This is a genomic window from Novosphingobium sp. FW305-C-111, from assembly GCF_058783565.1.
Genome location: NZ_JBYSYP010000005.1, coordinates 47,783 through 71,702 on the forward strand (window position 1 = coordinate 47,783; position 23,920 = coordinate 71,702).

Sequence of the window (23,920 nt, forward strand, 5' to 3'; positions counted from 1 at the left end):
GCGCAGGCGGGGGCCTCGTGTCGCCAAGCACATTGCCGAACAATAAGTCGTCCCGGGCCCGACCCGGGGCGACGTATTTCTGCCGGTTCACAAGCAAATCGCCCGCTCCGCTTGCCATGAAACGCGCCCCCGCATAGCGGTAGACCCATGATCCTCGAGCAGACCGCGCTTGTCCTGATCGGCCTGCTGGTCGCGGCGTGGACGCTGGCGGCGGGCTGGGCGGTGCTGTGGGCGCGCGGCCGGGTCCGCAAGGCCGAGCAGGGACAGCGCGCCTCGCGGCGGCTGTCGCGGATGATCGACGAATCCCCGGCATTGCCGCTGCTGGTGCGCACCGACGGGCGGATCGAGGGACCCAGCCGGCTGGCGGGCTGGTTCGGGCTCGATGCGATGCCCGGATACCTCAGCGAGCTCGACGCCGGGGACCGGGGCCTGCCGGCGGAACAGCTCGGCCAGCTGCTCGAACACGTCCGCCGCGTGCAGAAGAGCGCCGCGTCGTTCCGGATGGTGGCGACCCCGCGCGGTTCGGCCAAGAACCTCGCGCTGCGCGGCCACTTGGCGGACCCCCAGGTTTCCCCCGGCGGAGCCGCGCTCGTCTGGGTGTTCGACTTTTCCGACAGCGAGGCGGAGATGCGCCGTCTTCGCGCCGAGACCCGCACGGCGCAGAAGGACTTCGCCGGCCTTTCCGGCCTGATCGAGGCCGCGCCGCTGCCGATGTGGTTCCGCGGGCCCGACGGAAGCCTCCGGATCGTCAACAGTGCCTATGTCGCCGCCGTAGGCGGGGCCAGCGCGGAAGAGGTCGTCGCCGGCCAGATCGAACTGGTGGAGCCGACCGACGGCCTCACCGCCGCGCAGGTTGCCGGGCAGGCACGTGCGCGCAGCCTGCCGATCGAGCGCATCGTCTCGACCACCATTGCCGGCCAGCGCCGGGCCATGCGGGTCAGCGACCTGCCGCTCGGCGATGACGGGATCGCCGGCTATGCGGTCGATATCGAGGACCTCGAGGAACAGACCCGCCAGTTCCGCCGCTTCCGCGACGCCCAGCGCGAGATGCTCGACAATCTGTCGGCCGGGATCGTCCAGTTCGACGCCAAGCGCGCCCTGACCTTCGCCAACCAGCCGTTCCAGCGCATCTTCGCGATCCAGCCGGCGTGGCTGCTCGATTCCCCGCCGTTCGAGCGCGTGCTCGACCGGATGCGCGAAACAGGCCGAGTGCCGGAAGTCCGCGACTTCCCCGAATGGCGGCGCGAGCACATCTCGTGGTTCCTCGCCAGTGAGGCACAGGAAGAGGCGTGGCACCTGCCTGACGGCACCCACCTGCGCGTGCTTGCCCAGCCGATGCCCGATGGCGGGCTGCTGCTGATCTTCGAGGACCGGACCGAGCAGCTCCAGCTTTCCGCCACCCGCGACACCCTGCTGCGCACCCGGACGGCGACGTTCGACAGCCTGTTCGAATCGCTCGCGGTGTTCGGGCCGGAAGGCCGGCTCCAGCTGTGGAACCGGCGGTTCGCGGCGGACTGGGGGCTCGACGACGAATTCCTCGTTACCCATCCCCGGGTCGACTCGCTGCTGCAGAAGGTCGCCGACCGGCTCAAGCGCCCCGCGCAGATCGCGACGATCGGCCAGGTCATCCAGGCCGCCGCGCTCGACCGCCGGCAGAAGAGCGGGCGGGTGGAACTGGCGGATGGCCGCCACTTCGAGTTCGCCGGGGTGCCCTTGCCCGACGGCAACGGGATGCTGACCGTGCTCGACGTGACGGACTCGCAGAAGGCCGAAGCCGCGCTGCTCGAACGCAACGCCGCGCTGGTCGAGGCCGATGCCGTGAAGACCCGCTTCATCGCCAACATGAGCTACGAATTCCGCACCCCGCTGACCTCCATCGGGGGTTTTGCCGAGATGCTGGCGAACGGCATCGCCGGCGAACTCTCCCCGCAGGCGCAGGATTACGTCGCGGCGATCCTCGCCTCGGTCGACCGGCTCGGCCAGCAGATCGAGAACGTGCTCGACCTGTCGCAGAGCGAGGCCGGGACGCTGCCGCTGGCGGCGGAGCCGGTCGAACTGTTCCCGCTCGTGACCGACACGGTCAAGGAGCGCGCCGAGCGGATCGCCGCGGCGGGCCTCACGCTCGACGTTCGCGGCAACAAGTCGATCGGCCGGATCACCGGCGACGCCCGGCGGCTGAAGCGGGCGCTCGGTCACCTCGTCGACAACGCGATTGCGGCGACGCCTGCCGGGGGCAAGATCCTCGTCCAGTGCGAGCGGCGCAGCGGCAAGGCGATGATCGTCGTGTCCGACAACGGCAAGGGCATGGAACCCGCCGCGCTCGCCCGGGCCCTCGACGGCCTGAGGATGAGCGCCGACGGCAAGACCATCGAGCGCCGCCAGGGCCTCGGCCTCCCGCTCGCCCGCCAGCTGATCGAGGCGCACGGCGGCACGCTCGAGCTGGTGTCCGAGCCCGGGCAGGGCACGGCCGCCATCGTGACGCTGCCGTGATTGTGGCCTTGCCGGACCAGGCGGCGAGCGAGGCGCTCGGCAGGCGAATCGCGCACGCGCTGCGGGCGGGCGACGTGGTCGCGTTGTCCGGCGGCCTCGGCGCGGGCAAGACGACGCTGGCACGCGCGGTCATCGCCGGGCTTGGTCACTCGGGCGAGGTCCCGTCGCCGAGTTTCGCGATCATCGAACTTTATGAACCGCCCGCCGTCCGGCTGCCGCTGGTCCATGCCGATTTCTACCGCCTCGACGATCCGGCGGAGGTCGAGGAGATCGGCCTCGACGACTACCGCGAGGGCGCGGCCCTGCTGGCGGAGTGGCCCGAGCATGCCGGCGGCTTTGCCCACGAACCCGCGTGCCTGTCGATCCGGCTCGAACCTGCCGAAAACGGGCGGATCGCCATTGTCGAGCCGGGATCGGATTGGCTAGAGCGGGAGGTATGGACGTGAACTTGCCCGATGGGCTCGAAGCCTTCGTCGCCGCTGCGGGTTGGGAGGGCGCGGCCATCGAGCCGTTGCCCGGCGACGCCTCGTTCCGCCGCTACTTCCGCATCCGTCACGCCCGCAAGGGCGACGCCATGCTGATGCACGCCCCGCCGCCGCACGAGGATCCCGAACCGTTCCTGCGCGCCGCCCGCTGGCTCGACGACAACGGCATGCGCGCGCCGGTCGTGCTGGCCGAAAAGATGGGCGAGGGCTGGGTCCTGCTCGAGGATTTCGGCAACATCCGCATGCGCGAATACGTCGATGCCTGGCCTGACGACGAAATCGAGGTCTACGCCAGGGCGGTCGATACGCTGGTCGCGCTCCACCGCCTGCCGCCGGGGCCGTTCCGCGATTATTCGATGAGCGAATACCAGCGCGAGGCGAGGTTGTTCATCGACTGGTACTGCCCGGCGGCCGGGCTCTACGTCGATGGCAAGGGCTGGACCTCGGCGTGGGAAGAAGTGCTCGCCCCGCTGCTGCCCCGGCAGCGCCCCGGCGTGACCGTGCTGCGCGATTACCATGCCGAAAACGTCATGCTGCTGGGCGGCGTGGACAAGCAGGGCCTGCTCGACTTCCAGGACGCGCTGGTCGGACATCCGGCCTATGACCTCGTCTCGCTGCTGCAGGATGCACGGCGCGATGTGTCGCCAGAGATCGAGGCGGCGATGTTCGACCGCTATGTCGCCGCTGCGCAGCCGGGGCGGGACTTCATGGCGGATTACGCCCGGCTTGGCGCGCAGCGGAATGCCAAGATTGTCGGCATCTTCGTGCGCCTGTGCCGCCGTGATCACAAGCCGCGCTATCTCGACATGATCCCGCGCGTCTGGGCGCTGCTGGAGCGCGACCTCGCGCACCCGGCGCTCGCACCGGTCGCGCGGTGGTTCGATGCCAACATCCCGGCCAACTTGCGGGAAACGGGCGGAGGGCCGATCTCCGCATGACCGACAAGCTCGCGTCCGACGTGGCGATGGTTCTCGCCGCGGGCCTTGGCAAGCGCATGCGTCCGCTCACCGCGACGCGGCCGAAGCCGCTGGTGCGCGTCGCCGATCGCCCGCTGATCGATCATGCGCTCGACAAACTGGCCGAGGCCGGGGTCGCCCGCGCGGTCGTCAATGTCCACTACCTCGCCGATGCCATGGCCGCGCATCTCGAAAGGCGCACGGCACCTGCGGTCTCGATCTCGGACGAGCGCGACCTGCTGCTCGAGACCGGCGGCGGGATGGTCCAAGCGCTGCCGCTGCTCCGGTCCGACCCGTTCTTCTCGCTCAACAGCGACAACATCTGGCTCGACGGGCCGCAGGACGTGTTCCATCACCTCAGCAGCGCATGGGATGCGGAGCGGATGGACGCGCTGCTGCTGCTGGTGCCGCATGCCCGCGCGCTCAATTACCGCGGGAAGGGCGACTTCCACCTCGACCCGCTCGGCCGGATCAGCCGCCGCCGCAGCGGGCGGATTGCGCCGTTCATCTTCAGCGGGATCCAGCTGGTGTCGCACCGCCTGCTGCGCGATGCGCCGGAAGGGGCGTTCTCCACCAACGTGTTGTGGAACCGCGCGATCGAGGAAGGGCGGCTGTACGGAGTGAGCCATACCGGCCTGTGGTTCGAGGTCGGCACGCCCGAGATGATCGCCCCGACCGAAGAGGCGCTGCTGCGTGTCTGACGAGGACGCCAGCGACGACAAAAAGCCCAGCGTCTATTCGATCGCCGCGCACCGCGGGTTCGCCGACGCGCTCGTCGCCGGACTGATCCCGCGATATCGCGAGGGCGAGCTCGGCCTCGCCCGGTTGACCCTGCTGCTGCCGAGCCAGCGCGCGATCCGCACCGTGACCGAGGCGTTCGTCAGGGCCAGCGAAGGCGGGCTGCTGCTGCCGCGCATGGCGGTGGTAGGCGATCTCGACCTCGATGAAACGCTGGGCCCGCTGCTCGATCCGATCGGAGCCGGGGCAGACATTCCCCCCGCTGTCGACCCGGTCCTGCGGCTGCTTCGTGTCGCGGAATTGCTGCGCGGCGAACTCGGCGACACCGCACCGGGCGAGGCGGGCTTGCTGCGCCTGGCGCGCAGCATCGTGCGCAGCATGGACCGGATGCTGGTGGAGGGCGTGGACCCGGCACGGCTGCTCGAGATCGACATGGTCGGCGAGCTTGCCGGGCATTGGCAGGACTCGCTGCGCCAGTTCGCCCGGGTGCAGCAGATGTGGCTGGCCGAACTCGATGCAATGGAGGCGCTCGATGCCGCGGCGCGGCGCAACCGGCTTCTCGATCACGCGGCGCTCCGATGGAAGGCCGCCCCGCCGCCGCACCCGATCGTCGCAGCAGGCGTCACGTCCGCGTCGCCCGCGATCGCCGGATTGCTGCGCGTGGTGGCGGAGCTGCCGCGGGGGGCGGTGATCCTTCCCGACCTCGACCTCGCGATGCCGCGCGAGGTCTGGGATGCACTGGGAAGCGCCGGGGCCGCGGAAGTCGAGGGCGGGGCGCCGTTCCAGCGCGGCGACGCGGTGACCCACCCGCAGTACCACCTCAAGCTTCTGCTGAACCGCATGGGCATTGCCCGCGACGAAGTTCGCCCGTGGCACCGCGCCGGCATGACCGCCGCGCCGCCGGAACGCAGCCGCGCCATCTCCAGCCTGTTCCTCCCGCCCGAAGCCAGCGCGGGCTGGGCCGACCTGCCGCCCGAGCGCCGCCGCCTGGGCGGGGTGCGGGTGATGGAGACCGCCGGGCCGGAAGAGGAAGCGCAGGCGATCGCGCTGATGGTCCGCGAAGCGCTCGCCGAGCCGGAGCGCCGGGTGGCTGTGGTGACGCCCGACCGTGGCCTTGCCTCGCGCGTGGTCGCGCACCTTTCGCGCTGGAACATCGCCGCAGACGATTCCGCCGGCCAGCCCTTGCCGCAGACCCCGGCGGGGCGGCTGTTTCTCCAGATCGCCGAAGTCATGGCCGAACGCGCTGCGCCGGTGCCGCTGCTGGCACTGCTCGGCCATCCGCTGGCGATGGCGGGAGAGGCGCGGCCGGAGTGGCTGGAGCGGGTTCGCCAGCTCGACCTCGCCTTGCGCGGGCCGCGGCCGGGGCCCGGTCTTGCCGGAATTCGCGCCGGTATCGAGCAGGCACGGCGTCGCCATTCGGGACTGTCCGAATGGTGGGCGCAGGTCGAGCCCACTTTCGTGCCGCTGCTGGACATCGATGGCCCGGCTCCGCTGGGCACGCTGCTCGACGCGATGTCGTGGGTGGCGGAAATGCTCGCGGGCGAAGGCGTCTGGGCGCAGGCCGACGGGCGCAGCCTGTCCGCTTTCATCGAACAGTGGCGTGATGCCGCGGCCGCGGCAGGCTCGCTGGTGGAGCCGGCTGAACTGCCCGCCCTGCTGCGCGACGCGATGGACGAGGTTGCGGTGCGCCCGCCCTATGGCGCGCATCCCCGCCTTGCCATCTACGGCCTTCTTGAAGCGCGAATGAGCCGGGCCGACCTGGTGATCTGCGGCGGATTGGTCGAGGGCACATGGCCGGCGTCCCCCGCGCCAGACCCGCTGCTCGCCTCGCCGGTGCTGCGCGCGCTGGGCATACCCGGCGCGGACTTCCGCATCGGCTTGTCGGCGCACGACCTCGCCGCCGGGCTGGGTGCGCCCGAGGTCGTCCTCAGCCACGCGATGCGCGACATGAGCGGGCCGGCGATCCCCTCGCGGTTCATCCAGCGGGTTCGCGCCATGGCGGGCAAGCAACTGGTCACCGAAACGCGGGCCGTCGAACTCGCCCGGATGATCGACCGCGCACCCGCGGCGCCCGCCTATCCCCGGCCGAAGCCGATGCCATCGGCAGAGCAGCGCCGCGTCGACATCGCCGTCACCGCGCTCGACCGGCTGCGCGGCGATCCCTACCAGTTCTATGCCCAGGCGATCCTCGGCCTGCGCAGCCTCGACCCATTGGATGCCGAACCGACTGCGGCGTGGAAGGGCAGCGCGGTCCACGAAATTCTCGAGGAATGGCACGAGACTGGTGGAGCGCCCGGCACCCTGGTGCCGATTGCCGAGCGGCGGCTCGAGGAAATGAGCGCGCATCCCTTCATGCGCGGGCTATGGCGACCGCGCCTGCTCTCCGCGCTGTGCTGGATCGAGCAGGAGACCGACCGCCTGCTGGGCGAGGGGCGCGAGGTCGTGGCGTGGGAGAAGAAGGGCGAGATGCGGGTGGACGGCATCCGCATCCACGGCCGCGCCGACCGGATCGACCGGCTCGCCGACGGCACGCTGGCGGTCGTCGACTACAAGACCGGCACGCCGCCCAGCGGGGCAATGGTCGAGAAGGGCTTCGCGCTGCAGCTCGGGCTGATCGCGCTGATCGCGCAGGACGGCGGAATGGAGGGCATTGCCGGCGAGGCGAGCCGCTTCGAATACTGGTCGCTCGCCCGCAACAAGGAGCGCGGCTTCGGCTACATGGCCGAGCCCGTTCTGGAAGGCTCGCGCCGCACCGGCCTGCCGCGCGGGGAGTTCGTCGAACGGACCGGGGACTACCTGCGCGACGCCATCGCCCGCTGGATCCTCGGCAACGAACCCTTCACCGCGCGGCTCAACCCTGACTTGCCGGGTTATGCCGACTACGACCAGTTGATGCGGCTCGACGAGTGGCAGGGGCGCGGCAAGGGGGAGGAGGCGTGAGCAAGGTCTATCCCCTGCAGGACAACCAGCGCCATGCGGTCAATCCCGACCGCACGGTGTGGCTGTCGGCCTCGGCCGGGACCGGCAAGACGCAGGTCCTGTCGGCGCGGGTGCTGCGGCTGCTGCTCCAGCCCGGCGTGCGGCCCGAGCACCTGCTGTGCCTGACTTTCACCAAGGCCGGCGCGGCGGAAATGGCGATGCGAGTGAACGAGGTGCTGGCGCGCTGGGTGCGGCTCAAGGACACCGAACTCGCGGCGGACCTCATGGCCATCGGCGCGGACTATGGGCCGGCCTCGGTCAAGCGCGCCCGCAGTCTGTTCGCGGCGGTGCTCGATTGCCCGGGCGGCGGCCTCAGGATCGAGACGATCCATGCGTTCTCGCAGTGGCTGCTCTCGGCCTTCCCGGTCGAGGCCGGGCTGACCCCCGGCTCGCGCGCGATGGAAGACCGCGACCGCGACCTCCTGCTGCGCCGGGTGCTGGCGGACTTGCTGATCGAGGCCGAGGCGCGCGGCGACGACGCACTGTTCGAAACGCTCGCCGACCTCAGCCTGCGGCTTGCGCCCGACCAGGTCGAGAACTTCCTGCTGCGCTGCGCGTCGGCGCGGGACCTTTGGCTGGGCGATGGCGCGTGGCAGCCGCCGTTTGCGGCGCGGATCGCCCGATTGCTCGGCCTGCCGGACGATCCCGACGGCGGGCTTTCGGCGATGTGCGGCGATGACGCGTTCGACGTCCGCTCGCTGCGGGCCTGCCTGGAAACCAACGCGGCGTGGGGAACCAAGACCGGGATCGATGCCGCCAATGCGATCGGCGACTGGCTGTCCGGCGACCCGGCGACCCGCGCCGCTGCGCTCGATGCGATGGCAAAGGTCTTCCTGACCGCCAAGGGCGAGGCGAAATCGACCAGCCAGATCGAGAAGAAGTTCCCCGACTATCCCGAACCTTTCGCCCGGGTCGTGTCCTGCATCCTTGCGGTGCGAGAGCGGCAGCGGCTTGTTGCGCTCGCCCGCTTCCTCGAACCCGCGCTCGTCCTCGGCCGCCGCTTTGCGCTGGGGTGGGAGGAGGCCAAGGCGCGCGAGGGGTTCGTCGATTTCGACGACCTCATCCGCCACACCGCCGCGCTGCTCACGCGCGACGGGATCGGCGCGTGGGTGCGTTACAAGCTCGACCGCAGCTTCGACCACATCCTCGTCGACGAGGCGCAGGACACCAATGGCGCGCAGTGGGAGATTATCGACGCGCTGGTTGACGATTTCTTCACCGGCGAGGGCCAGCGCGGCGACGTGATGCGCACGCTGTTCGTGGTCGGCGACTACAAGCAGGCGATCTTCCGCTTCCAGGGCACCAGCCCGGAGAATTTCGAGGCCGCCCGCCGCCGGGTCGAGGCGCAGCTCCGCCTGCTGGCCGAGGCCATGCGCGACGATACGCGCGCCCTGCTCGACCTGGGACTGGGCCGGTCGTACCGCTCGTCGCAGCCGATCCTGACCTTCGTGGACAAGGCGATTGCGCAGATCGGGTGGCAAGCGATCGGCCTGCGCACGCCCCCCGAACCGCACCTCGGCCACCAGCGCGAGGGCCTCGTCGCAGTGTGGGACCCGGTGCGGTTGACCGGCCCCGATGCGGCGGAGGACGAAGAGTCCGCCGCCGACGAGGACAACTGGCTCTCCCGCCCCGACCGGATGCTGGCCGATACGCTGGCCCGGCAGATCCGCGCCTGGCTGGAAACCGGCATCCCGCTGCACAAGGACGGCGGCCGCCTGGCAACGCCGGGCGACATCATGATCCTGGTGCGAAAGCGCAAGGACCTCGCCGGGCTGATCGTCGCGCGGCTCCATGCCGAGGGCGTGCCGGTGGCGGGGGTGGACCGGCTGCGGCTCGGCGCGCCGCTGGCGGTCAAGGACCTAATTGCGGCGCTGCGGTTCGCCGCGCAGCCGCTCGACGATCTGACGCTCGCCAACCTGCTGGTCTCGCCGCTGATCGGGTGGACGCAGGACGACCTGCTGGCCCACGGCTACCGCAAGGCCGGCGTGCGCTTGTGGGACCACTTGCGCGCCAGCGAAGGGCCCGCGACCACCGCGGCCATGCAGCGGCTGCGCGACCTGCTCGCCCGCGCCGACTACCAGACCCCGCAGGCGCTGCTGCACTGGCTGCTGGTCGGGCCATGGCAGGGACGCAAGGCGCTGGTCGCCCGGCTCGGGCAGGAGGCCAACGATCCGATCGACGAACTGCTCAACGCGGCGATGACCTTTGCCGCGACCGGCACGCCCAGCCTCGTCGGGTTTCTCCAGTGGTTCGACGCGGGCGAGGGCGAGCTGAAGCGCGAGGCGGGCAAGCCCGAGGACCTCGTGCGGGTGATGACCGTCCACGGCTCGAAAGGCCTGCAGGCACCGATCGTCATCCTCGCTGACGCGGCCGACGATCCCGACAGCTCGCCGCCCCGCGCCAACGAGCTGCTCGAAAACGTACTCGGCCGCAAGCGCAAGGTGCCGCTCCCGCCGCTCCGCAAGGAAGAGAAAGCCGCACCGGTCGAAGCGGCCGCCGCGCAGGCCGCGAAGGAGGAGCGCGAGGAACACTGGCGCCTGCTCTACGTCGCCATGACCCGCGCCGAGGAGGCGCTGTTCGTCGCCGGCGCGCTGCGCAAGGGCAAGGAGGAGCTGCCGGCGGACAGCTGGTACGCCCGGCTCGAGCCGCTGTTCGACGGCGGATGGACACCCGATGGCCTGTGGGGAGGGCGGCGCGAGACCGGCGCGCTCGCCCCGTGGCCGCGCGCCGCCGAACCCAAGGCACCGGCTGCTCCATTCGCCCTGCCCGACTGGGCCGCCACCCCGGTCGGCCCGGAACCGCGTCCGCCGCGTCCGCTCGCGCCGTCCTCGCTGGGCGAGGATGATGCGCCCGATGCGCCCTTCGCACTGGGGCCGGGCGCGGCCGCTGCAGCCCGGCGCGGAACACTGCTGCACAAGCTGATCGAGCGGCTGCCGGAGCTCCCGGCCGAGGCCCGCGCTGCGGCGGCCGACCGCTGGCTGGCAAAGGCCGCGACCGACTTCGATGACCCGGCGCGCGCCGAACTGCGCGACGCCGCGATTGCGGTGCTGGCCGACCCGCAGTGGGCCGAGGTGTTTGGTCCCCGCTCGCTGGCAGAGGTGCCTGTCGCGGCAGTGGTGGAAGGCAGGGTGGTCGCGGGGACCATTGACCGGCTCGTCTTCACCGACGAAGCAATCCTCATCGTCGATTTCAAGTCCTCGCGCCGTCCGCCGCGAGACCTGAGCGAGATTCCGGCCGCCTACCTGCGGCAGATGGCCGCCTATGCCGCCGCATTGCGCGCGATCCATCCCGGCAAGCGTGTGGAAGCGGCACTCCTTTACACCCAGACGCCCGAGCTTTTCGCGCTCGATGAAGCAATGCTGACCGCGCAAAAGCTCGATTGGCAGGGCAAACAGGAGAGCTTTTCCGGCTGATCGGTTGCCTTGGTCAACTGGCCGCCTACATTGGCCGCAATCAACAGGAGTTTCACCCATGCCGACCAAAGCCGTCACCGACGCCAGCTTCGCCGCCGATGTCCTCCAGTCCGACAAGCCCGTGCTCGTCGATTTCTGGGCGGAATGGTGCGGCCCCTGCAAGATGATCGGCCCGGCGCTGGAGGAGATCAGCGAGGAACTGTCGGACAAGGTGACCATCGCCAAGATGGACATCATGGAAAACACCGATATCCCCGGGCAGATCGGCGTCCAGTCGATCCCGCTGATGGTGCTGTTCAAGGACGGCAAGCCTGTGGCGCAGAAGCTCGGCGCCGCGCCGAAGAGCCAGCTCAAGGGCTGGCTGGAAAGCGTGCTCTGATCGACTGACATGGATGCGCCCCCGCGAAGGCGGGGGCCTCCACCGGTTTACGGACCGTTCGACTGCACGAGGTCCCCGCCTTCGCGGGGACGCAGATACCCTGCCAGTTCATCCCACAGTGCCGGACTGGCCGCGCCCAGCAGTCCCGGCAGGTGCGCCTCGTCCACCCGGTACGCCCGGCCATCCGGGCGCGCGGCCTTGCCGCCCGCCTCGTTAAGGAACAGCACGCCCGCCGCGTGGTCCCACGCGAGCGCGCGCTCGAAGATCGAGACGTCGTTCTGCCCGAGCGCAAGCCGCGGGTACTGCTCGGCGGCGCAGCGTGGAATGTCGACGAGAGCATAGTGCGGCGCGACCGTGCGCTTCACCCGTTCGCGCTGCGCGGGATCCATGAACACCAGCGAGATCGCGGCGACCGGCGGCTCGTTGCCGCTAGGCCGTGCTGCGACCCGCTCGCCATCGATCCACGCGCCCTTGCCGCGCATCGCATGGCACAGCCGCCCGGTCAGCGGATCGTAGAGCCACCCCGCGACAGTCTCGCCCGCTTCGGCCAAGGCGATGATGATGCCGAACGGACCTTTGCCCGCCGCGAAGTTGTTGGTGCCGTCGAGCGGGTCGATGATCCAGCACAGGCTGTCGCCGAGACGTTCGAGCACCGCCGGATCGGCATGGGCCGCTTCCTCGCCGACGATGGTGGCTTCGGGCAGCAGCCGGGCCAGCCCATCGGCGAGCAGCGCTTCGCTTTCGTGATCCGCGACGGTGACGACGTCGTCCGCCGCCTTGTGGACGATCTCGTGCCCGGCCAGCTGGCGCCAGCGCGGCAGGATCGCCCGCTCGGCCGCGAGGCGCATGACCGCGTGGACCTCGCGGGTCAGTTCTTCCATCAGCTGCGGTAGTCCGCGTTGATCGAGATGTAGCCGTGGGTGAGGTCGCAGGTCCACACTGTGGCGCGGCCCGAACCGAGGCCGAGATCGACCTCGATGGTCACGTCCTGCCCCTTGAGGTGCTCGGCGACCGGGGCCTCGTCGTAGTCTGCGAGCGGCTGCCCCTCGCGCGCCGCCCAGATGCCGCCGAAGCCGATCGACAGCCGGTCGCGGTCGGCGGGTTCGCCGGCCTTGCCGACGGCCATGACGACGCGGCCCCAGTTGGCGTCCTCGCCGGCGATGGCGGTCTTGACCAGCGGCGAGTTGGCGATCGCCATGCCGACCTTGCGGGCGCTGTCGTCGCTGACCGCGCCGGAGACGGTGATCGCAATGAACTTCTGTGCGCCCTCGCCGTCACGGACGACCAAGTGGGCGAGCTGTCGGCACACGTCCGCCAGGGCGGCGGCGAAGGCGTCGGCGCCGGGGCTGTCGAACGAGGTCAGCGGTGCGTTGCCCGCCTGGCCGGTGGCGAAGGCGAGCACGGTGTCGCTGGTCGAGGTGTCGCTGTCGACCGTGATGCACGAGAACGTCTCGCGGTTCGCGGCGGACAGCAGTTCCTGCAGGAACGCCGGGTCAATCGCGCAGTCGGTGAACACGTAGCCGAGCATCGTCGCCATGTCGGGCGCGATCATGCCGCTGCCCTTGATGATCGCGCAGAGCGTCACGGTCTGGCCGCCGACCACGGCCGTGGCCATCGCGCCCTTGGCGAAAGTGTCGGTCGTGCCGATGGTGGCGGCGGCATCGGCCCAGCCGCATGGCTCGGCCATGACCGCCGCGTCGATCCCGGCGACGGCCTTGTCCTTGGGCAGCGGCACCCCGATGACGCCGGTGGAAGAGACGAACACTTCCTCTTTCGCGCAGCCGAGATGCCCGGCGACCTGCGCCATGATCGCCTCGACCGCTTCGCGCCCGCGATAGCCAGTGAAGGCATTGGAATTGCCGGCGTTGACCACCAGCGCCCGGGCGCGGCCGGCCTTGACCTGCTCGCGGCCGAGCTCGACTTCCGACGAGCAGCAGACATTGCGTGTGAACACGCCAGCGACGGCCGTGCCCTCGGCCAGTTCCGCGAAGGTCAGGTCGCAGCGGCCCCAGTCCTTGTACCCCGCGCGAGTGACGCGCAGCGTGACGCCTGCGATGGGCGGCATCTCGGGAAACGGGCGGGCGAGGGGCGATACGGCGTCGGACATGCGCCGCGCCATATTCGCGCGCGCGCGCCCACACAACCGCCGTCATTGCAGGGGCGCTGGCCTGACCACTCCGTTCGTCATTGCGAGCGACCGAAGGTCGCGCGGCAATTCAGGGGAACCGCCACCGTAGATTGCTTCGCTTCGCTCGCAATGACGACGCGTTTGGACCTTACGCGGCCTGACCCTTCACCACGGTCGGCTTGGCCTTGAACGAGATCAGCCGCGAGAACGCATAGGACACGACCAGCGCCACCGCGATGGCGGAGAGGCGCACCCACAGCTCGCGGCCGAGAATCTCGCTCATCCACACCAGGATGGTCAGGTGGACGCAGTAGAGCGGCAGCGAGAAGTTGCCCAGCCAGTCCATCGCCGGCATCAGCGCCGCGGGCGGGCGGCACATCACGACATTCCACATCATCACCGGCACGAACAGGATCACGAACACGAGGTCGCCGGTCGCGTGGCTCAGCGGCAGGTAGGGCACGCACATGATCCCGGCGATCGGCAGCAGCAGCGCGAGCGGCCACGGCAGGCCGGGGGTGCGGAAGCCCTCCTTGTACTTGCGCCCGAACCACACCCCGAGGATGTAGGGGAAGGCGACCCGCGGGATTGGCGTCCACCAGGTATCCCTCGTCAGCGCGGAGACGCCCATGGTGTCCGAGCCGTGCTTGCGGACCTCGTAGACCAGCCACGCGCACATCGCCGCGGCGATTAAGGGCAGCACCTTGGTCGGCACCTTCTTGAGCACCAGCGCGTGAACGAAGTTGGCGGCGAGCTCCCAGAACAGCGTCCACTGCGGTCCGTTGTAGCGATAGAACGGCCCGCTGCCGGTGAGGCTCGGGATCATCGCGAGGTCTAGCGCGACCCACAGCAGCAGGGTGAGCGGATCGGCCATCCCGATCCACACCGCGCGGACCAGCGCCACCCCGATCCCGACCGCGACCAGCGGATAGAGCCGCTTGTAGCGCCCCCAGGTGAACTCGATCGGTCCGATCCCGGCGTTGAGCTTCTTCTCGGTCGAAACCGCCAGCACGAACCCCGAGAGCAGGAAGAACAGATCGACGTAGAGATACCCGCGCAGGAACGGTCCATGCCCGCGATAGACGATCTCCGCGTGGTACAGCATGATCATGAACGCCGCGATCCCGCGGAGGCCATCGAGCTGGCTGAGGCGCGGGGCGTGGGGTTTGGGGGCCGGTGTCTCGATTTGTCCTGATGTCGTGGCCATGAGCTTCCCCCGTTTCCCCTGGATCAGGTTATGTAGCGCAGGCGCGGGACTTGGCAATCGCCGCGCCGCGGGTGCAGGGGCGGGACTGGACAGCCGCAGCCCTCCGCGGCAGGATCGACCGTCTGCAGTGGGGGTGTCGATGGCGTTTTTTGTGTGGATCGCTGGATCGGTCGTGATGCTGAATGGCGCTCCAGCGGAAAATCACGCTGGTTACTCCGACGAAACCGCATCGACCGGAGCGGCCACGAAGTCCGCGAAAAAGAAGCCATTGCCGCCCTTGGAAATTTACGAGAACATCCCGGTGCCCGTGCTTATGAGCCCGGTTGTAAGGGGACGAGAGGTTCTGCATAGGGCCATGTGGACCGGGATTTCCTTGGACATGGTGGGACTGCGTGGGATTGGACCCCCGGAAATCTTGGGTTTTCTGCCATTTTGCGGGTGGCTCGATCGGCGGGACACTGTGTCTGCACTAAGTGGGGAAATGCCCCTCTGACGGGCCTTTTTGCCCACTTTCGGCGGGCGTCGCAATGACCTCCTAAATCGTCGCCTAAAACGCCTCTTAATGGCGGTTTAGAGCCATTTTCGGCGAGCCCTGCGAAGGTCTGAAAGGGTCCCGATCGGCGCGAATTTCAATTTTTTGGCGACGTGAAGACGCGCAAGTCGGTCGTTTTCGCTGTCCAAGTGGGAACATACTAAAAAATAACGGAAAAATTGGCCTCCGGCTGGCCGCGTGCGCCAAATCGGCAGAATTTAAGTGGGAGATTAAACCGCAGATTGAGGAAGAAAAAGCGCCGCCCGCTTGCATGTGCAATCGAGCCCAAGGCCCCGCTTCCGAAAAGTGGTGCGGCTACCCCGTTTAGGCCGGCTGGCCGGCAGGGCCGGCGACCGCCTTCGCCGCCTCCTCCCGATCGCGGACGCGCTTCAGGATCGCATAGACACGCGCCTCGCGGATGCGGAGGCTGTTGGCAATCTCGCGCTTGGGCACACCCTTCGCAGCGAGGGCAGGAACGCAGCGTTCGAGGACAACCATGATCGGAAGGCATACCATCGTGCGATAGAATACGTCGCAAAACTTGGCCGCGTTTTCCGCGCCGATCGCTAGCGCGATTCGTGGATTGGTGTCGGGGGTCATCGGAACATAGAGCCGCTGGCCGATGAACTCCGCCGCCAGCGCGAATGCTGCATCCTCGCCGATCACTTGGGCGATATCGTCCAGCACATGCGAGCCGGTGCGCGATCCCTTGGCAAATACGCTCACTGGGCAGTCTCCGCCGCGCGCGGCTCCAGGAAGAAGCGCGGCGGCAGGCCCATGGCGGTGCTGAGCTGCTCGACCTGGAAAAGGGCGTCGGCGGCGAGCATCGCGAAATCGTCCAGGGCGAGCTGCTCCACCTGGCCCGGCGTGATATCGCAAAGCGCGCCGATCACGGCGCGAGACAGCGCGATCGGCTGGCCGTGGAACTGATCGAGCATGGCGAGATCGGGCTGCGCGAGGGCACGCATGCCGAGGCCATGCGTCTCGACCTCGCCATCTTCGCCGTCCGTCGCGATCGGCCGGGACAGTTCGAATACGGCCGTTGCCGGCTGGGCCGGCATGAAGGGTTCGCCGGCAGGGCCGGCGAGGCGATCGGAGGAGAGCGTAGCCATGCGCCATGGCTACGCATCCGCAGGCGGATAGACTGTATGACGGGTGTCAGCTGCGCCGGATTGACTTCGCCGGCCGCGTATTCCTATGTCTCGCGAATGCTGGTCCGACGTTTCGGGCGTTATCCCTCGGGCTCCGATGAGCATGCAGGGCGGCCAGCGCCAGTCGCGGCTTGCGTTACGCGGCCGGAGATCGCATTATCCGCTTAGCTGCCAGTACGTTTCGGACGTAGAGCCTTGGGCCTTCGGGCATGTAGGCCGGCAGTCACCTAAGCATCATTCGCTGCGCTTGCTGTTGGATTACAAAGAACTGCAACTTCAACGAGTAATTTGAGCGGAACGCCGTACTCGATATGCAATGTCGTCAAGAGCGACAGCGCTTCGTCCCCCAATTGCCACTTTCCATGTTGCAACCATTTTACTAGCTGTTCTTTGGCTTCCTCTCGGCGCTTACGATTTTTCACAAAGTCGGCGGCCCGAAATGACGAAAGCATCTCTGGCTTTTCGCAGATCGCTAAGAGGGCTTCGGCTCTCGACCGCAAGTCGGCTTGCGATTGAGTGAGGCCGCCAAGCATTTCACTTAGCTCTTCAGCACGAAGGCCCAAAATCCTAGCTTCGACCTCCGCTTGGTTCTCTCCTGGCAACTGCCACCGGCTCGCGTCCAAAATGTCACGATGAATTTCGTCCAATCGGTTCCGGACCAGAACATCAGTGGATGACTTTGGAGACGCTCGCGACCCTGTGAGAATGTAGAGCGCGTCTGCGCCAGCATTAGACCAAGCAACGAGCGCAGTCGCGACTGGCGCAGAGCCGTCAGCTTCCCAATTCGCCATAGCCCGACGCGAAGCGCCTGCGAGTGAAGCGAACTCGGTTTGGCTTTTGCCAAGCCGCCGACGCTCTTCCTTGATTCGCGCACCGAGCGTCACGTTTCCTCCAAAAATAACTTGCAATGAGCTTCTAAATTCACATAGTGAGCATATATCTGCTCACCGTGTCAGATTAGGAGCATTCTATGGCAGATCATGCCAACTTGGAAGAGGCTCGCTTGCGCCTCGCGCGAATTGGCCGAACGGCTTCCGACGTGGCCCGCGAGCTGGGAGTTTCGAAAGCCATCGTCCTTGGCGTTCTGGACGGCCGCTTCAAAGGCACGCGCGGCGACGCGCATAAGGTGGCGGTCGCCTTGGGGATCAAAGATGGCCTCATCGTCTCGGACGACATGCCCATTCGTGAAGCAATGAAGGCTGCTGCCGCGTGATGGATCATTCTCGGCTCTCCCTGCCGATCGATCAGATCGGCGAACTGCCAGCGGATGCTTATGTCGGGCTGATCGATGCCGACGCGATCGAATGCCTGAAGGCGCGGCTACAGGCCGAAGGGCTGCACACCCCGATTTGGGTTCGCAAGAACGGCAACGCGGCGAAGGGTGCGCCGTTCAGCGTGATCGCTGGCCGGCACCGGCTGCGCGCAGCGACGGCGCTGGGATGGACGGAGATCGCGGCGGAGGTTCGCGCCGGTCCCGGCAGCAAGGCGGAAGAGCTGCGCCAATTGCAGGTTGCGGAGAACCTTGATCGGCGCATCTTGCGCCCGATCGAGCGCGCCTGCTTTATCATGGAGCGGTGGCGATCGGCGGCATTGGCCGTTGCTCCGTTAGCTGCGATCAGTCAGCAAAAGGCTGCGGCTTTCAGCCGTTGGAGCGCATTGTCCACTTTGGCCAATACGCCCGAGGCGGAGCGTCTGGCAATCGACGAGGCTTGCGCAGCACTCTCTAACGACAAGCCGAGGACGATCCGCAGATATCGAAATCTGTACGAAAAGCTGGTCGTTCCCTTCCCCGATCACTTCGCGCTGATCAACGCCCATCCGCTGGGCGAAAAGCTGTCGCACATGCAGACCCTTGCGTCAGTGCTCTATGAGCCCGACGCTGATTTTCCGGCATTTGCGCGCCGCGATGCGATCGAAGCGCTGCTCAATCCTGACCGCTTTCCCGCAAAAAGTCGCGGCCCGGATGGTCAGTGGAAAGACATGCTTCAGGTCCTGATGGCGATCGGGCTTCGCGAAAGCCCTGGCAACCGGCCGGACGAAAGCAATCACGTCGCCAAGGCCATCGACGCCTGGACAAAGATGCAGGCGAATGATCGCAAGGCGCACGCCCAATGGCTCGCCGATCAGGTCACGCCCGGTCAGGCCAAGGCGATGGTTGCCCGCTTCACCCAGCGGGGCCTGCTGTGAGCGGGCGCGAAGGCGACACGATCGCCGACCGTCTGCGCGGCGAGCGCATCCGGCTCGACCTTTCGCAGACGGCCATGGCTGCGCTGGCCGGCGTCAGAAAGGGCACGCAACTAGCCTGGGAAGCGGGGCGTAGTAGTCCGACCGCCGCAGCCCTTGCGAGCTTTGCCGAGGCGGGCGCGGACGTGCAGTTCATCGTGACGGGCAAGCGAGTGCAGGCCCTTCCGCCGCTTCACCTGGAAACAGCTAGCGCAATCGCGCGCCGCGCGATCGGCTCGCTCGCGCCCGCCGATCGCCACCGGCTGTTGCTCGACCTCTTGACGGAGGAACTGCGCGGGTGAGGCCGGAGATCGCCAGTTGCTGGCTGACCGCAGCCGAGATCGCAGAGCGGCGACTGCCGGGTCTGCCGACCGAAAAGCGGTCCGTTCACGCGCTGGCGTTGGCGCAAGGCTGGGCCAACCAGCGCGCCGAAGATGGCTCGCCGCTGGCGCGGCGGCGTTCGGCGCGGGGAGGCGGGACCGAATATCACGCGAGCCTCTTTCCCGATGCCGCACAAGAGGTCCTGACGCCCCTGATCAAACCGCCCCACGGCCAAGCGGCGAACGACAGCGGCGACGACGATGCCGCAGCCTGGGCCCGGTTCGAGGCACAGCCAACCAAGGTCAAAGCCGAAGCGCATCGGCGGATGGAAATCCTCATGGACATTGAAACGGCCGTTCGCAGCGGTGCCATGCGGACAGCAGCTATCGAAGCGGCAGCGCGCCAGCGCGGGGTTTCACCGCGCGCCATCCATAACTGGCGGCGCGAGGTGGCGCAGTTCGATCGACATAACTGGCTTCCCAGGCTCGCTCCCCAATACAGGGGTGGCGGAAAGGAAACCGAGATCGATGCCACCGCCTGGCAGATGCTCAAAACGAAGTACCTGAACAACTCCCGGCAGCCTTTCGCCGCCTGCTACAATGAGGTGCTTGAAGAATACGCGCAGCCCAACGGCATAGTGCTGCCCTGCCGCAAGACGCTCGAGCGGCGAATGAAAAAGGTCAGCAGCCTGCTCAAGAAGGGCAAGCGCGACGGGCGCGAGGCGGTGACGAACACGGTTCCGCCGCTGCGGCGATCGGTCGCCTCGCTTCACGCGATGGAAGCGGTCAATATCGATGGCCACGTGTGCGACGTGTTCGTCAACTTCGGCGAGGATGCGAAAGGCAAGCCGATTATCGCGCGCCCGGTGCTGGTCGGCATTCAGGACCTCTACAGCCGCAAGATTTTGGCGCACCGGATCGGCCGCACCGAAAACACGCGCCTCGTAAGGACCGCCTTCGCCGACCTGTTTCGCGACTGGGGCATTCCCGGCAAGGTGACACTCGACAATGGCCGGGCGTTCGCATCGAAGGCTATGACCGGCGGCGCGAAAACGCGGTTCCGCTTCACCATCCAGTCCGACGAACAGACCGGCATCCTGACAGCGCTGGGCATCGAGACGAAATGGGCGCTGCCGTACTCGGGCCGGTCCAAGCCGATCGAACGGGCATGGAAAGAGCTTTGCGACTATGCCGCCAAATCGTTTTCGATGGTGGGCGCGTACACCGGCAACAAGCCGGGGGCGCGGCCCGAGGATGCCGGGTCGCGCGCCATCCCGATCGCAGACTTCCAGGCGCACCTTGCCCGCGTGATCGCCCGGCACAACGCCCGGCCGGGCCGCACGAGTGAAGCGGCGCGCGGGCGCAGCCTGGATGAAACCTTCGCCGCGTCGTACTCGGGATCGGCTATCAAGATCGCGACTGAAGCGCAGATGCGCATCGCCTTGCTTGAGGCGAAGGACCGTCGCTGCGATCGCAATCACGGTTCGGTGACAATTCACGGCAACAGCTATTGGGCGGCCGAGCTGGTCGAGCTTGCCGGCAAGATGGTTACGGTTCGATACGACGCCGACAACCTGCACAGCGCGGTTCACGTCTACCGCAAGACGGGCGAGTACGTGTGCGAGGCGGCGGTTCGCCAGGCAGTCGGCTTCTATGACACCGATGCCGCCGAGCGCCAGCAACGCGCGAAGGCGGAGGTCCGCAAGAAGTTCCGCGCGGCCGAGGAAGCCGCCGAGCTGCTCACCGCTGCACAAGTCGCCGCGCTCGAAGCCGGGCACAGCATGCCGGCACCGCGTCCCGCGCCAGGAGCATCGCGCATCGTTCATGCCAGGGGCCACGTGGCTGCTGCGCTCAAACCAACTCAGCAGGCCGCGCCCGTGTCTGCCGAACCTGCCTTTAGCGACCAAGTGCATGCCGGCCTGATCAGGTTCCGGTCTGTGCGAACTGTCGAATGAAGTTGGCCGCGCCGGGTTGCACCCCGACGCGGCCGTTTGTGCCTGTAAGCAAGGGAGCCTGTAACATGGAAGTGGTCGCAGACAACAGCCGGAGCGAGGTAGAAGCCCGCGCCTGGCTGATCGCGCAAAAGGAAGAGGAGGGCCTTAGCTGGCCGCAAATCCAGAAGCTGACGGACGTTGCATCGTCCACCCTCTCGCTCTTCGCGACCGGCAAGTACGCCGGGAACAACGCCGCCGTCGCCGCCAAGGTCAACGCCTGGCGCAACCGGGCGGAAAGCCAGGCGGAGCTTGCGGCGGACACGCCGGTCGTGCCGAGCTGGTACGACACGCCGACTTCGGCACGGCTGTTCGAACTGTTCCGGTGGGCGCAGTCGGGCAAGATGGTCCTGGTCGTGACGACACCGGGCATCGGCAAAACGACTGCGGCGGAGCGCTTCGTCGCCAACGATCCCAACGCCTGGCTGGCCACCATGTCGCCATCAACGGCGGGCGTCGCGACCATGGCAATCGAAGTCGCCGAAGCGATCGGGCTTGGCGAGATCAAGGGCAGTCCGCAGCAAATGTCGCGCCAGATCAAGGCGCGAGTGCGCGGCAAGAACGGCCTGCTGATCATCGATGAAGCGCAGGAGCTGACGGACAAAGCGCTTAACGAGCTGCGCAGCTGGCACGATCAGACGAAAGTCGGCGTTGCGCTGATGGGCAATGAAAGCGTGGTCGGGCAGATTGACGGCCGTAAGAGCGCGCTCGCGCAAATCTCCTCCCGTTTTTCTTTCCGGCTTCCCCTGATCAAGCCGATGGATGGCGACATGGACGCCCTACTCGATGCCTGGGGCATCGACGACAGCGATCAGCGCGCCTTTCTGACGAAGGTCGGCGCGCTGCCCGGCGCGCTTCGCGAAGTAACGCACACCATCGAAATCGCGTCGATGGCAGCGTTCGGTTCCGGCCAGAAGCTGACGCTCGCGCACCTTCGCGACGCGGCGCGCCAGCGCAACGTCAAGCTGGGGCTGCGCTGATGCTCGCCGCTGCAAAGGTTGTGCTTGCCGCGCGCCGCCAGGAGCATGGCGGTGCCGCTTTGGCCGGCGAGTTCGCGGGCGGCATCGCGGCGTTCGCGGTGCTGTGGTTCGCGGCCGGCTTCCTCGCGATCGTGGGAGGATGATCATGACCATCGGAAATTCGCCGCAGGAGGCCGCAGAGGCGCTTTCGGGAGGGGCACTGCCCAAAATCATCCCGGCTGCGTTCTTAGGGCCTCTTAAATCCATTATCCCGCCTCTTTCAGACGCGGGCGGTCCTTGCGCTTCGCAGGGTGACGGCGCGGCGACGCGAGGAACGCCGATCGAGCCGGCAGGTTCGGAGGATATCGGAGCGGAGCCGCGCGCGCTTCGCATGTTCGAATACCTGCCGATCGGCTACGTCGCATTCGCGGTTCCCGATCGGAGCTGCGAACCGATGATCCTGCCCGGCGAGGTCGCCGTGGTGGACCTGTCGGACCGCTTGCCGAAGCCGGGCGCGCTCTACCTTCGCCGACTGATTTCTTCGGGCCATCATCGGGCCGAAATGACGATCGTGGAAGTGCAAGCCTTCGCGCGGCGCTGGTATGACGACGCCGGAGCCCCCGCGTCGTTTCCGTCCTTCCTGATGGTCAAGCCCAACCGTCCGCGTTCGCGCGAGGAGTGGAAGAGCTGGTCTGCACAGTTCGGCCCGGCCCCGCTTGCCGATGGGCCATACGATCCGCCTAGTGCCCTTTCCGCGCTTCCATGGAACAGCCTGGTCGGCCGGGTTGTCGGCATCCTGATCGATCCCGATGCCGAAAGGCCGGCGTCGTGATCGCCCTAGCGGTCGATAACGGCGCGCGGCCGGCGAAGTCCGATCGGCGGCGCAGCCTGCTCGCAAAGCTCCATATCGCCCGCAAGGCGCTGGCGATGCAGGAAGAGGACTACCGCCACGTCCTGGAGCGAGAGACGGGCAAGCGCAGCGCGAAGGATTGCAGCGAGGCGGAGCTATCCGCCGCGCTGAATTGCTTCACGCGGATGGGCTTTCGCCCGGCCGGGCCGAGCAAGCGGCGCGAGCTGGGCGGCGGCATGGCCGTGCGCAAGGCGCGGGCCATGTGGATTTCGCTCTACCAGCTCGGCGCGATCGAGGACGGTTCGGACGCCGCGCTTGAATCGTTCGGACGCCGGCAGCTGCGGGTCGAGCGCCTGCGCTGGGCGAGCGAGCGGGAAATGTTCCGCCTGATCGAAGCCTTGAAGTCCATAGCTGCGCGGCATGGCTGGCCGCAGGACGTGCCTGGCAAGATGCCTACCGCCGCTCGCGTCGCCTTGCTCCTGGACAGGCTGATCGCGGCGCAGCTCGCGAAGCTGGAAGCTGCCGGCGTCGCGGCGCGGGGCATTGTCCCGGCCGATCGCGCCGGGTGGCCGGTCAAGCGCCTGGAGCGCGCGGCCGGCGAGCTGGGCTTCATGATCCGCGAGCTACCGGCGAGCGCGCGCGGGCCGATCGATGCCGGCGACGGGTCGCGCCCGGCCGTGGAAGGCTGAAAGCGGGGCGATGGAAACCGCGCGCGCAAACCCCGGCGAGGAAGCCATGGCGGAGCTGGCCGGCGCGATCGGCCAGGACGCGGCGAGCCGACTGGCGCGGCGGCTTGGCGGGACCATGGTCTATGTCCCGCGCCAGGTGGGCGAACACCACCAGCTGCGTGCCGTCCTGAGCGAGGATGAGGCGGCGCGCCTGGCGCAGTGGTGCGGGGGAAGCCGGATCAGCATTCCCAAGCAGGCGGAGCGGCGCGCGCGGGTGCTTGAACTGCACCGGGCAGGGGCATTGACAGTTGCCGGCATTGCGATCGAAACAGGCTATTCCGAGCGCCACGTCTATCGCCTGATCGCGGCGGAGGACGATGACCAGCTCGACCTCTTCGACAATTTATAGCTGCGTCTGACGGGCGTCAGGTCGAGGGCGTTTTCCTGCCAT

At 67.9% G+C, this 23,920-nt stretch carries 22 protein-coding genes and 1 pseudogene; 17 read left to right on the plus strand and 6 right to left on the minus strand.

The genetic code is table 11. The features are described 5' to 3' along the window. The first annotated feature begins 147 nt into the window (after window positions 1–147). The 7 genes from AC3WLD_RS07355 to trxA are packed head-to-tail and all read left to right on the plus strand — an operon-like array spanning window position 148 to window position 11,440. The gene (locus AC3WLD_RS07355; RefSeq protein WP_492556297.1) at window positions 148–2,490 is read left to right on the plus strand and encodes a sensor histidine kinase; all 2,343 of its coding nucleotides are present in this window, start codon (window positions 148–150) and stop codon (window positions 2,488–2,490) included. After that, on the plus strand, window positions 2,487–2,936 hold the full coding sequence (gene tsaE / locus AC3WLD_RS07360) for a tRNA (adenosine(37)-N6)-threonylcarbamoyltransferase complex ATPase subunit type 1 TsaE (protein ID WP_492556298.1): 450 nt from the start codon (window positions 2,487–2,489) through the stop codon (window positions 2,934–2,936). Before AC3WLD_RS07355 ends, tsaE begins: the two co-directional genes overlap by 4 nt. After that, complete coding sequence (locus tag AC3WLD_RS07365) at window positions 2,927–3,913, plus strand: aminoglycoside phosphotransferase family protein (RefSeq protein WP_492556299.1); 987 nt, start codon at window positions 2,927–2,929, stop codon at window positions 3,911–3,913. The genes tsaE and AC3WLD_RS07365 overlap by 10 nt, the downstream gene beginning before the upstream one ends. Then, window positions 3,910–4,632 carry a nucleotidyltransferase family protein gene (locus AC3WLD_RS07370; RefSeq protein WP_492556300.1) on the plus strand — a complete coding sequence of 241 codons (723 nt, stop codon included), beginning with the start codon at window positions 3,910–3,912 and terminating at the stop codon, window positions 4,630–4,632. Before AC3WLD_RS07365 ends, AC3WLD_RS07370 begins: the two co-directional genes overlap by 4 nt. Further along, window positions 4,625–7,609, plus strand: a complete 2,985-nt coding sequence (gene addB, locus AC3WLD_RS07375) for a double-strand break repair protein AddB (protein WP_492556301.1) — start codon at window positions 4,625–4,627, stop codon at window positions 7,607–7,609. The genes AC3WLD_RS07370 and addB overlap by 8 nt, the downstream gene beginning before the upstream one ends. Beyond that, window positions 7,606–11,061 carry a double-strand break repair helicase AddA gene (addA, locus tag AC3WLD_RS07380; protein ID WP_492556302.1) on the plus strand — a complete coding sequence of 1,152 codons (3,456 nt, stop codon included), beginning with the start codon at window positions 7,606–7,608 and terminating at the stop codon, window positions 11,059–11,061. The genes addB and addA overlap by 4 nt, the downstream gene beginning before the upstream one ends. Window positions 11,062–11,119: 58 nt before the next feature. Further along, complete coding sequence (trxA, locus tag AC3WLD_RS07385; protein WP_492556303.1) at window positions 11,120–11,440, plus strand: thioredoxin; 321 nt, start codon at window positions 11,120–11,122, stop codon at window positions 11,438–11,440. Window positions 11,441–11,487: 47 nt separating this feature from the next. On the opposite strand, the gene AC3WLD_RS07390 is transcribed toward trxA, so the two are convergent. The 6 genes from AC3WLD_RS07390 to AC3WLD_RS07415 all read right to left on the minus strand — a co-directional run bounded on the left by AC3WLD_RS07390 (window position 11,488) and on the right by AC3WLD_RS07415 (window position 17,105). Continuing rightward, complete coding sequence (locus AC3WLD_RS07390) at window positions 11,488–12,321, minus strand: inositol monophosphatase family protein (RefSeq protein ID WP_492556304.1); 834 nt, start codon at window positions 12,319–12,321, stop codon at window positions 11,488–11,490. Further along, on the minus strand, window positions 12,321–13,547 hold the full coding sequence (gene argJ, locus AC3WLD_RS07395) for a bifunctional glutamate N-acetyltransferase/amino-acid acetyltransferase ArgJ (protein ID WP_492556305.1): 1,227 nt from the start codon (window positions 13,545–13,547) through the stop codon (window positions 12,321–12,323). Before argJ ends, AC3WLD_RS07390 begins: the two co-directional genes overlap by 1 nt. Window positions 13,548–13,716: 169 nt before the next feature. Continuing rightward, window positions 13,717–14,775, minus strand: coding sequence for an acyltransferase family protein (locus tag AC3WLD_RS07400; RefSeq protein ID WP_492556306.1), 1,059 nt, complete (start codon window positions 14,773–14,775; stop codon window positions 13,717–13,719). A gap of 856 nt (window positions 14,776–15,631) precedes the next feature. Next, window positions 15,632–16,033 (minus strand): hypothetical protein, encoded by a 402-nt coding sequence (locus AC3WLD_RS07405; protein WP_492556307.1) that lies wholly within the window; start codon window positions 16,031–16,033, stop codon window positions 15,632–15,634. Beyond that, complete coding sequence (locus AC3WLD_RS07410) at window positions 16,030–16,419, minus strand: phage tail assembly protein (protein ID WP_492556308.1); 390 nt, start codon at window positions 16,417–16,419, stop codon at window positions 16,030–16,032. The genes AC3WLD_RS07405 and AC3WLD_RS07410 overlap by 4 nt, the downstream gene beginning before the upstream one ends. Before the next feature lie 266 nt (window positions 16,420–16,685). Beyond that, complete coding sequence (locus tag AC3WLD_RS07415) at window positions 16,686–17,105, minus strand: hypothetical protein (RefSeq protein ID WP_492556309.1); 420 nt, start codon at window positions 17,103–17,105, stop codon at window positions 16,686–16,688. A 323-nt stretch (window positions 17,106–17,428) separates the two neighbouring features. On the opposite strand from AC3WLD_RS07415, the gene AC3WLD_RS07420 reads away from it, so the two are divergent. From AC3WLD_RS07420 to AC3WLD_RS07465, 10 genes and pseudogenes are all read left to right on the plus strand, one after another. Beyond that, the gene (locus AC3WLD_RS07420; protein WP_492556310.1) at window positions 17,429–17,671 is read left to right on the plus strand and encodes a helix-turn-helix domain-containing protein; all 243 of its coding nucleotides are present in this window, start codon (window positions 17,429–17,431) and stop codon (window positions 17,669–17,671) included. Beyond that, window positions 17,671–18,645, plus strand: a complete 975-nt coding sequence (locus AC3WLD_RS07425) for a ParB/RepB/Spo0J family partition protein (RefSeq protein ID WP_492556499.1) — start codon at window positions 17,671–17,673, stop codon at window positions 18,643–18,645. The genes AC3WLD_RS07420 and AC3WLD_RS07425 overlap by 1 nt, the downstream gene beginning before the upstream one ends. Further along, window positions 18,642–18,983, plus strand: coding sequence for a hypothetical protein (locus tag AC3WLD_RS07430; RefSeq protein ID WP_492556311.1), 342 nt, complete (start codon window positions 18,642–18,644; stop codon window positions 18,981–18,983). Before AC3WLD_RS07425 ends, AC3WLD_RS07430 begins: the two co-directional genes overlap by 4 nt. Then, window positions 18,980–19,195: pseudogene (locus AC3WLD_RS07435) on the plus strand (DNA-binding protein); the annotation flags it as partial. The gene AC3WLD_RS07430 and the pseudogene AC3WLD_RS07435, both read left to right, overlap by 4 nt. A 132-nt stretch (window positions 19,196–19,327) precedes the next feature. Continuing rightward, window positions 19,328–20,956, plus strand: coding sequence for a transposase domain-containing protein (locus AC3WLD_RS07440; protein WP_492556500.1), 1,629 nt, complete (start codon window positions 19,328–19,330; stop codon window positions 20,954–20,956). After that, window positions 20,953–21,972 carry an AAA family ATPase gene (locus AC3WLD_RS07445; protein ID WP_492556312.1) on the plus strand — a complete coding sequence of 340 codons (1,020 nt, stop codon included), beginning with the start codon at window positions 20,953–20,955 and terminating at the stop codon, window positions 21,970–21,972. The genes AC3WLD_RS07440 and AC3WLD_RS07445 overlap by 4 nt, the downstream gene beginning before the upstream one ends. Further along, window positions 21,972–22,115: a hypothetical protein gene (locus AC3WLD_RS07450; protein ID WP_492556313.1), complete on the plus strand. Its 144-nt coding sequence runs from the start codon at window positions 21,972–21,974 to the stop codon at window positions 22,113–22,115. Before AC3WLD_RS07445 ends, AC3WLD_RS07450 begins: the two co-directional genes overlap by 1 nt. A gap of 227 nt (window positions 22,116–22,342) precedes the next feature. Continuing rightward, on the plus strand, window positions 22,343–22,783 hold the full coding sequence (locus AC3WLD_RS07455) for a hypothetical protein (protein WP_492556314.1): 441 nt from the start codon (window positions 22,343–22,345) through the stop codon (window positions 22,781–22,783). Beyond that, window positions 22,780–23,490, plus strand: a complete 711-nt coding sequence (locus AC3WLD_RS07460; protein WP_492556315.1) for a phage protein GemA/Gp16 family protein — start codon at window positions 22,780–22,782, stop codon at window positions 23,488–23,490. Before AC3WLD_RS07455 ends, AC3WLD_RS07460 begins: the two co-directional genes overlap by 4 nt. A 10-nt stretch (window positions 23,491–23,500) precedes the next feature. Beyond that, a complete protein-coding gene (locus tag AC3WLD_RS07465) occupies window positions 23,501–23,878 on the plus strand; it encodes a helix-turn-helix domain-containing protein (protein ID WP_492556316.1) in 378 nt (125 codons plus the stop codon). The last annotated feature ends 42 nt before the right edge of the window (window positions 23,879–23,920 follow it).

What these genes read in the sequence shown, in the direction of transcription:
- AC3WLD_RS07355 (WP_492556297.1), top strand. Translation starts at nt 148, where the DNA reads ATGATCCTCGAGCAGACCGCGCTTGTCCTGATCGGCCTGCTGGTCGCG.
- AC3WLD_RS07365 (WP_492556299.1), top strand. Translation starts at nt 2,927, where the DNA reads ATGGACGTGAACTTGCCCGATGGGCTCGAAGCCTTCGTCGCCGCTGCG.
- AC3WLD_RS07370 (WP_492556300.1), top strand. Translation starts at nt 3,910, where the DNA reads ATGACCGACAAGCTCGCGTCCGACGTGGCGATGGTTCTCGCCGCGGGC.
- trxA (WP_492556303.1), top strand. Translation starts at nt 11,120, where the DNA reads ATGCCGACCAAAGCCGTCACCGACGCCAGCTTCGCCGCCGATGTCCTC.
- AC3WLD_RS07390 (WP_492556304.1), bottom strand. Translation starts at nt 12,321, where the DNA reads ATGGAAGAACTGACCCGCGAGGTCCACGCGGTCATGCGCCTCGCGGCC.
- argJ (WP_492556305.1), bottom strand. Translation starts at nt 13,547, where the DNA reads ATGTCCGACGCCGTATCGCCCCTCGCCCGCCCGTTTCCCGAGATGCCG.
- AC3WLD_RS07400 (WP_492556306.1), bottom strand. Translation starts at nt 14,775, where the DNA reads ATGGCCACGACATCAGGACAAATCGAGACACCGGCCCCCAAACCCCAC.
- AC3WLD_RS07410 (WP_492556308.1), bottom strand. Translation starts at nt 16,419, where the DNA reads ATGGCTACGCTCTCCTCCGATCGCCTCGCCGGCCCTGCCGGCGAACCC.
- AC3WLD_RS07420 (WP_492556310.1), top strand. Translation starts at nt 17,429, where the DNA reads ATGGCAGATCATGCCAACTTGGAAGAGGCTCGCTTGCGCCTCGCGCGA.
- AC3WLD_RS07425 (WP_492556499.1), top strand. Translation starts at nt 17,671, where the DNA reads ATGGATCATTCTCGGCTCTCCCTGCCGATCGATCAGATCGGCGAACTG.
- AC3WLD_RS07440 (WP_492556500.1), top strand. Translation starts at nt 19,328, where the DNA reads ATGGAAATCCTCATGGACATTGAAACGGCCGTTCGCAGCGGTGCCATG.
- AC3WLD_RS07445 (WP_492556312.1), top strand. Translation starts at nt 20,953, where the DNA reads ATGAAGTTGGCCGCGCCGGGTTGCACCCCGACGCGGCCGTTTGTGCCT.
- AC3WLD_RS07450 (WP_492556313.1), top strand. Translation starts at nt 21,972, where the DNA reads ATGCTCGCCGCTGCAAAGGTTGTGCTTGCCGCGCGCCGCCAGGAGCAT.
- AC3WLD_RS07455 (WP_492556314.1), top strand. Translation starts at nt 22,343, where the DNA reads ATGTTCGAATACCTGCCGATCGGCTACGTCGCATTCGCGGTTCCCGAT.
- AC3WLD_RS07465 (WP_492556316.1), top strand. Translation starts at nt 23,501, where the DNA reads ATGGAAACCGCGCGCGCAAACCCCGGCGAGGAAGCCATGGCGGAGCTG.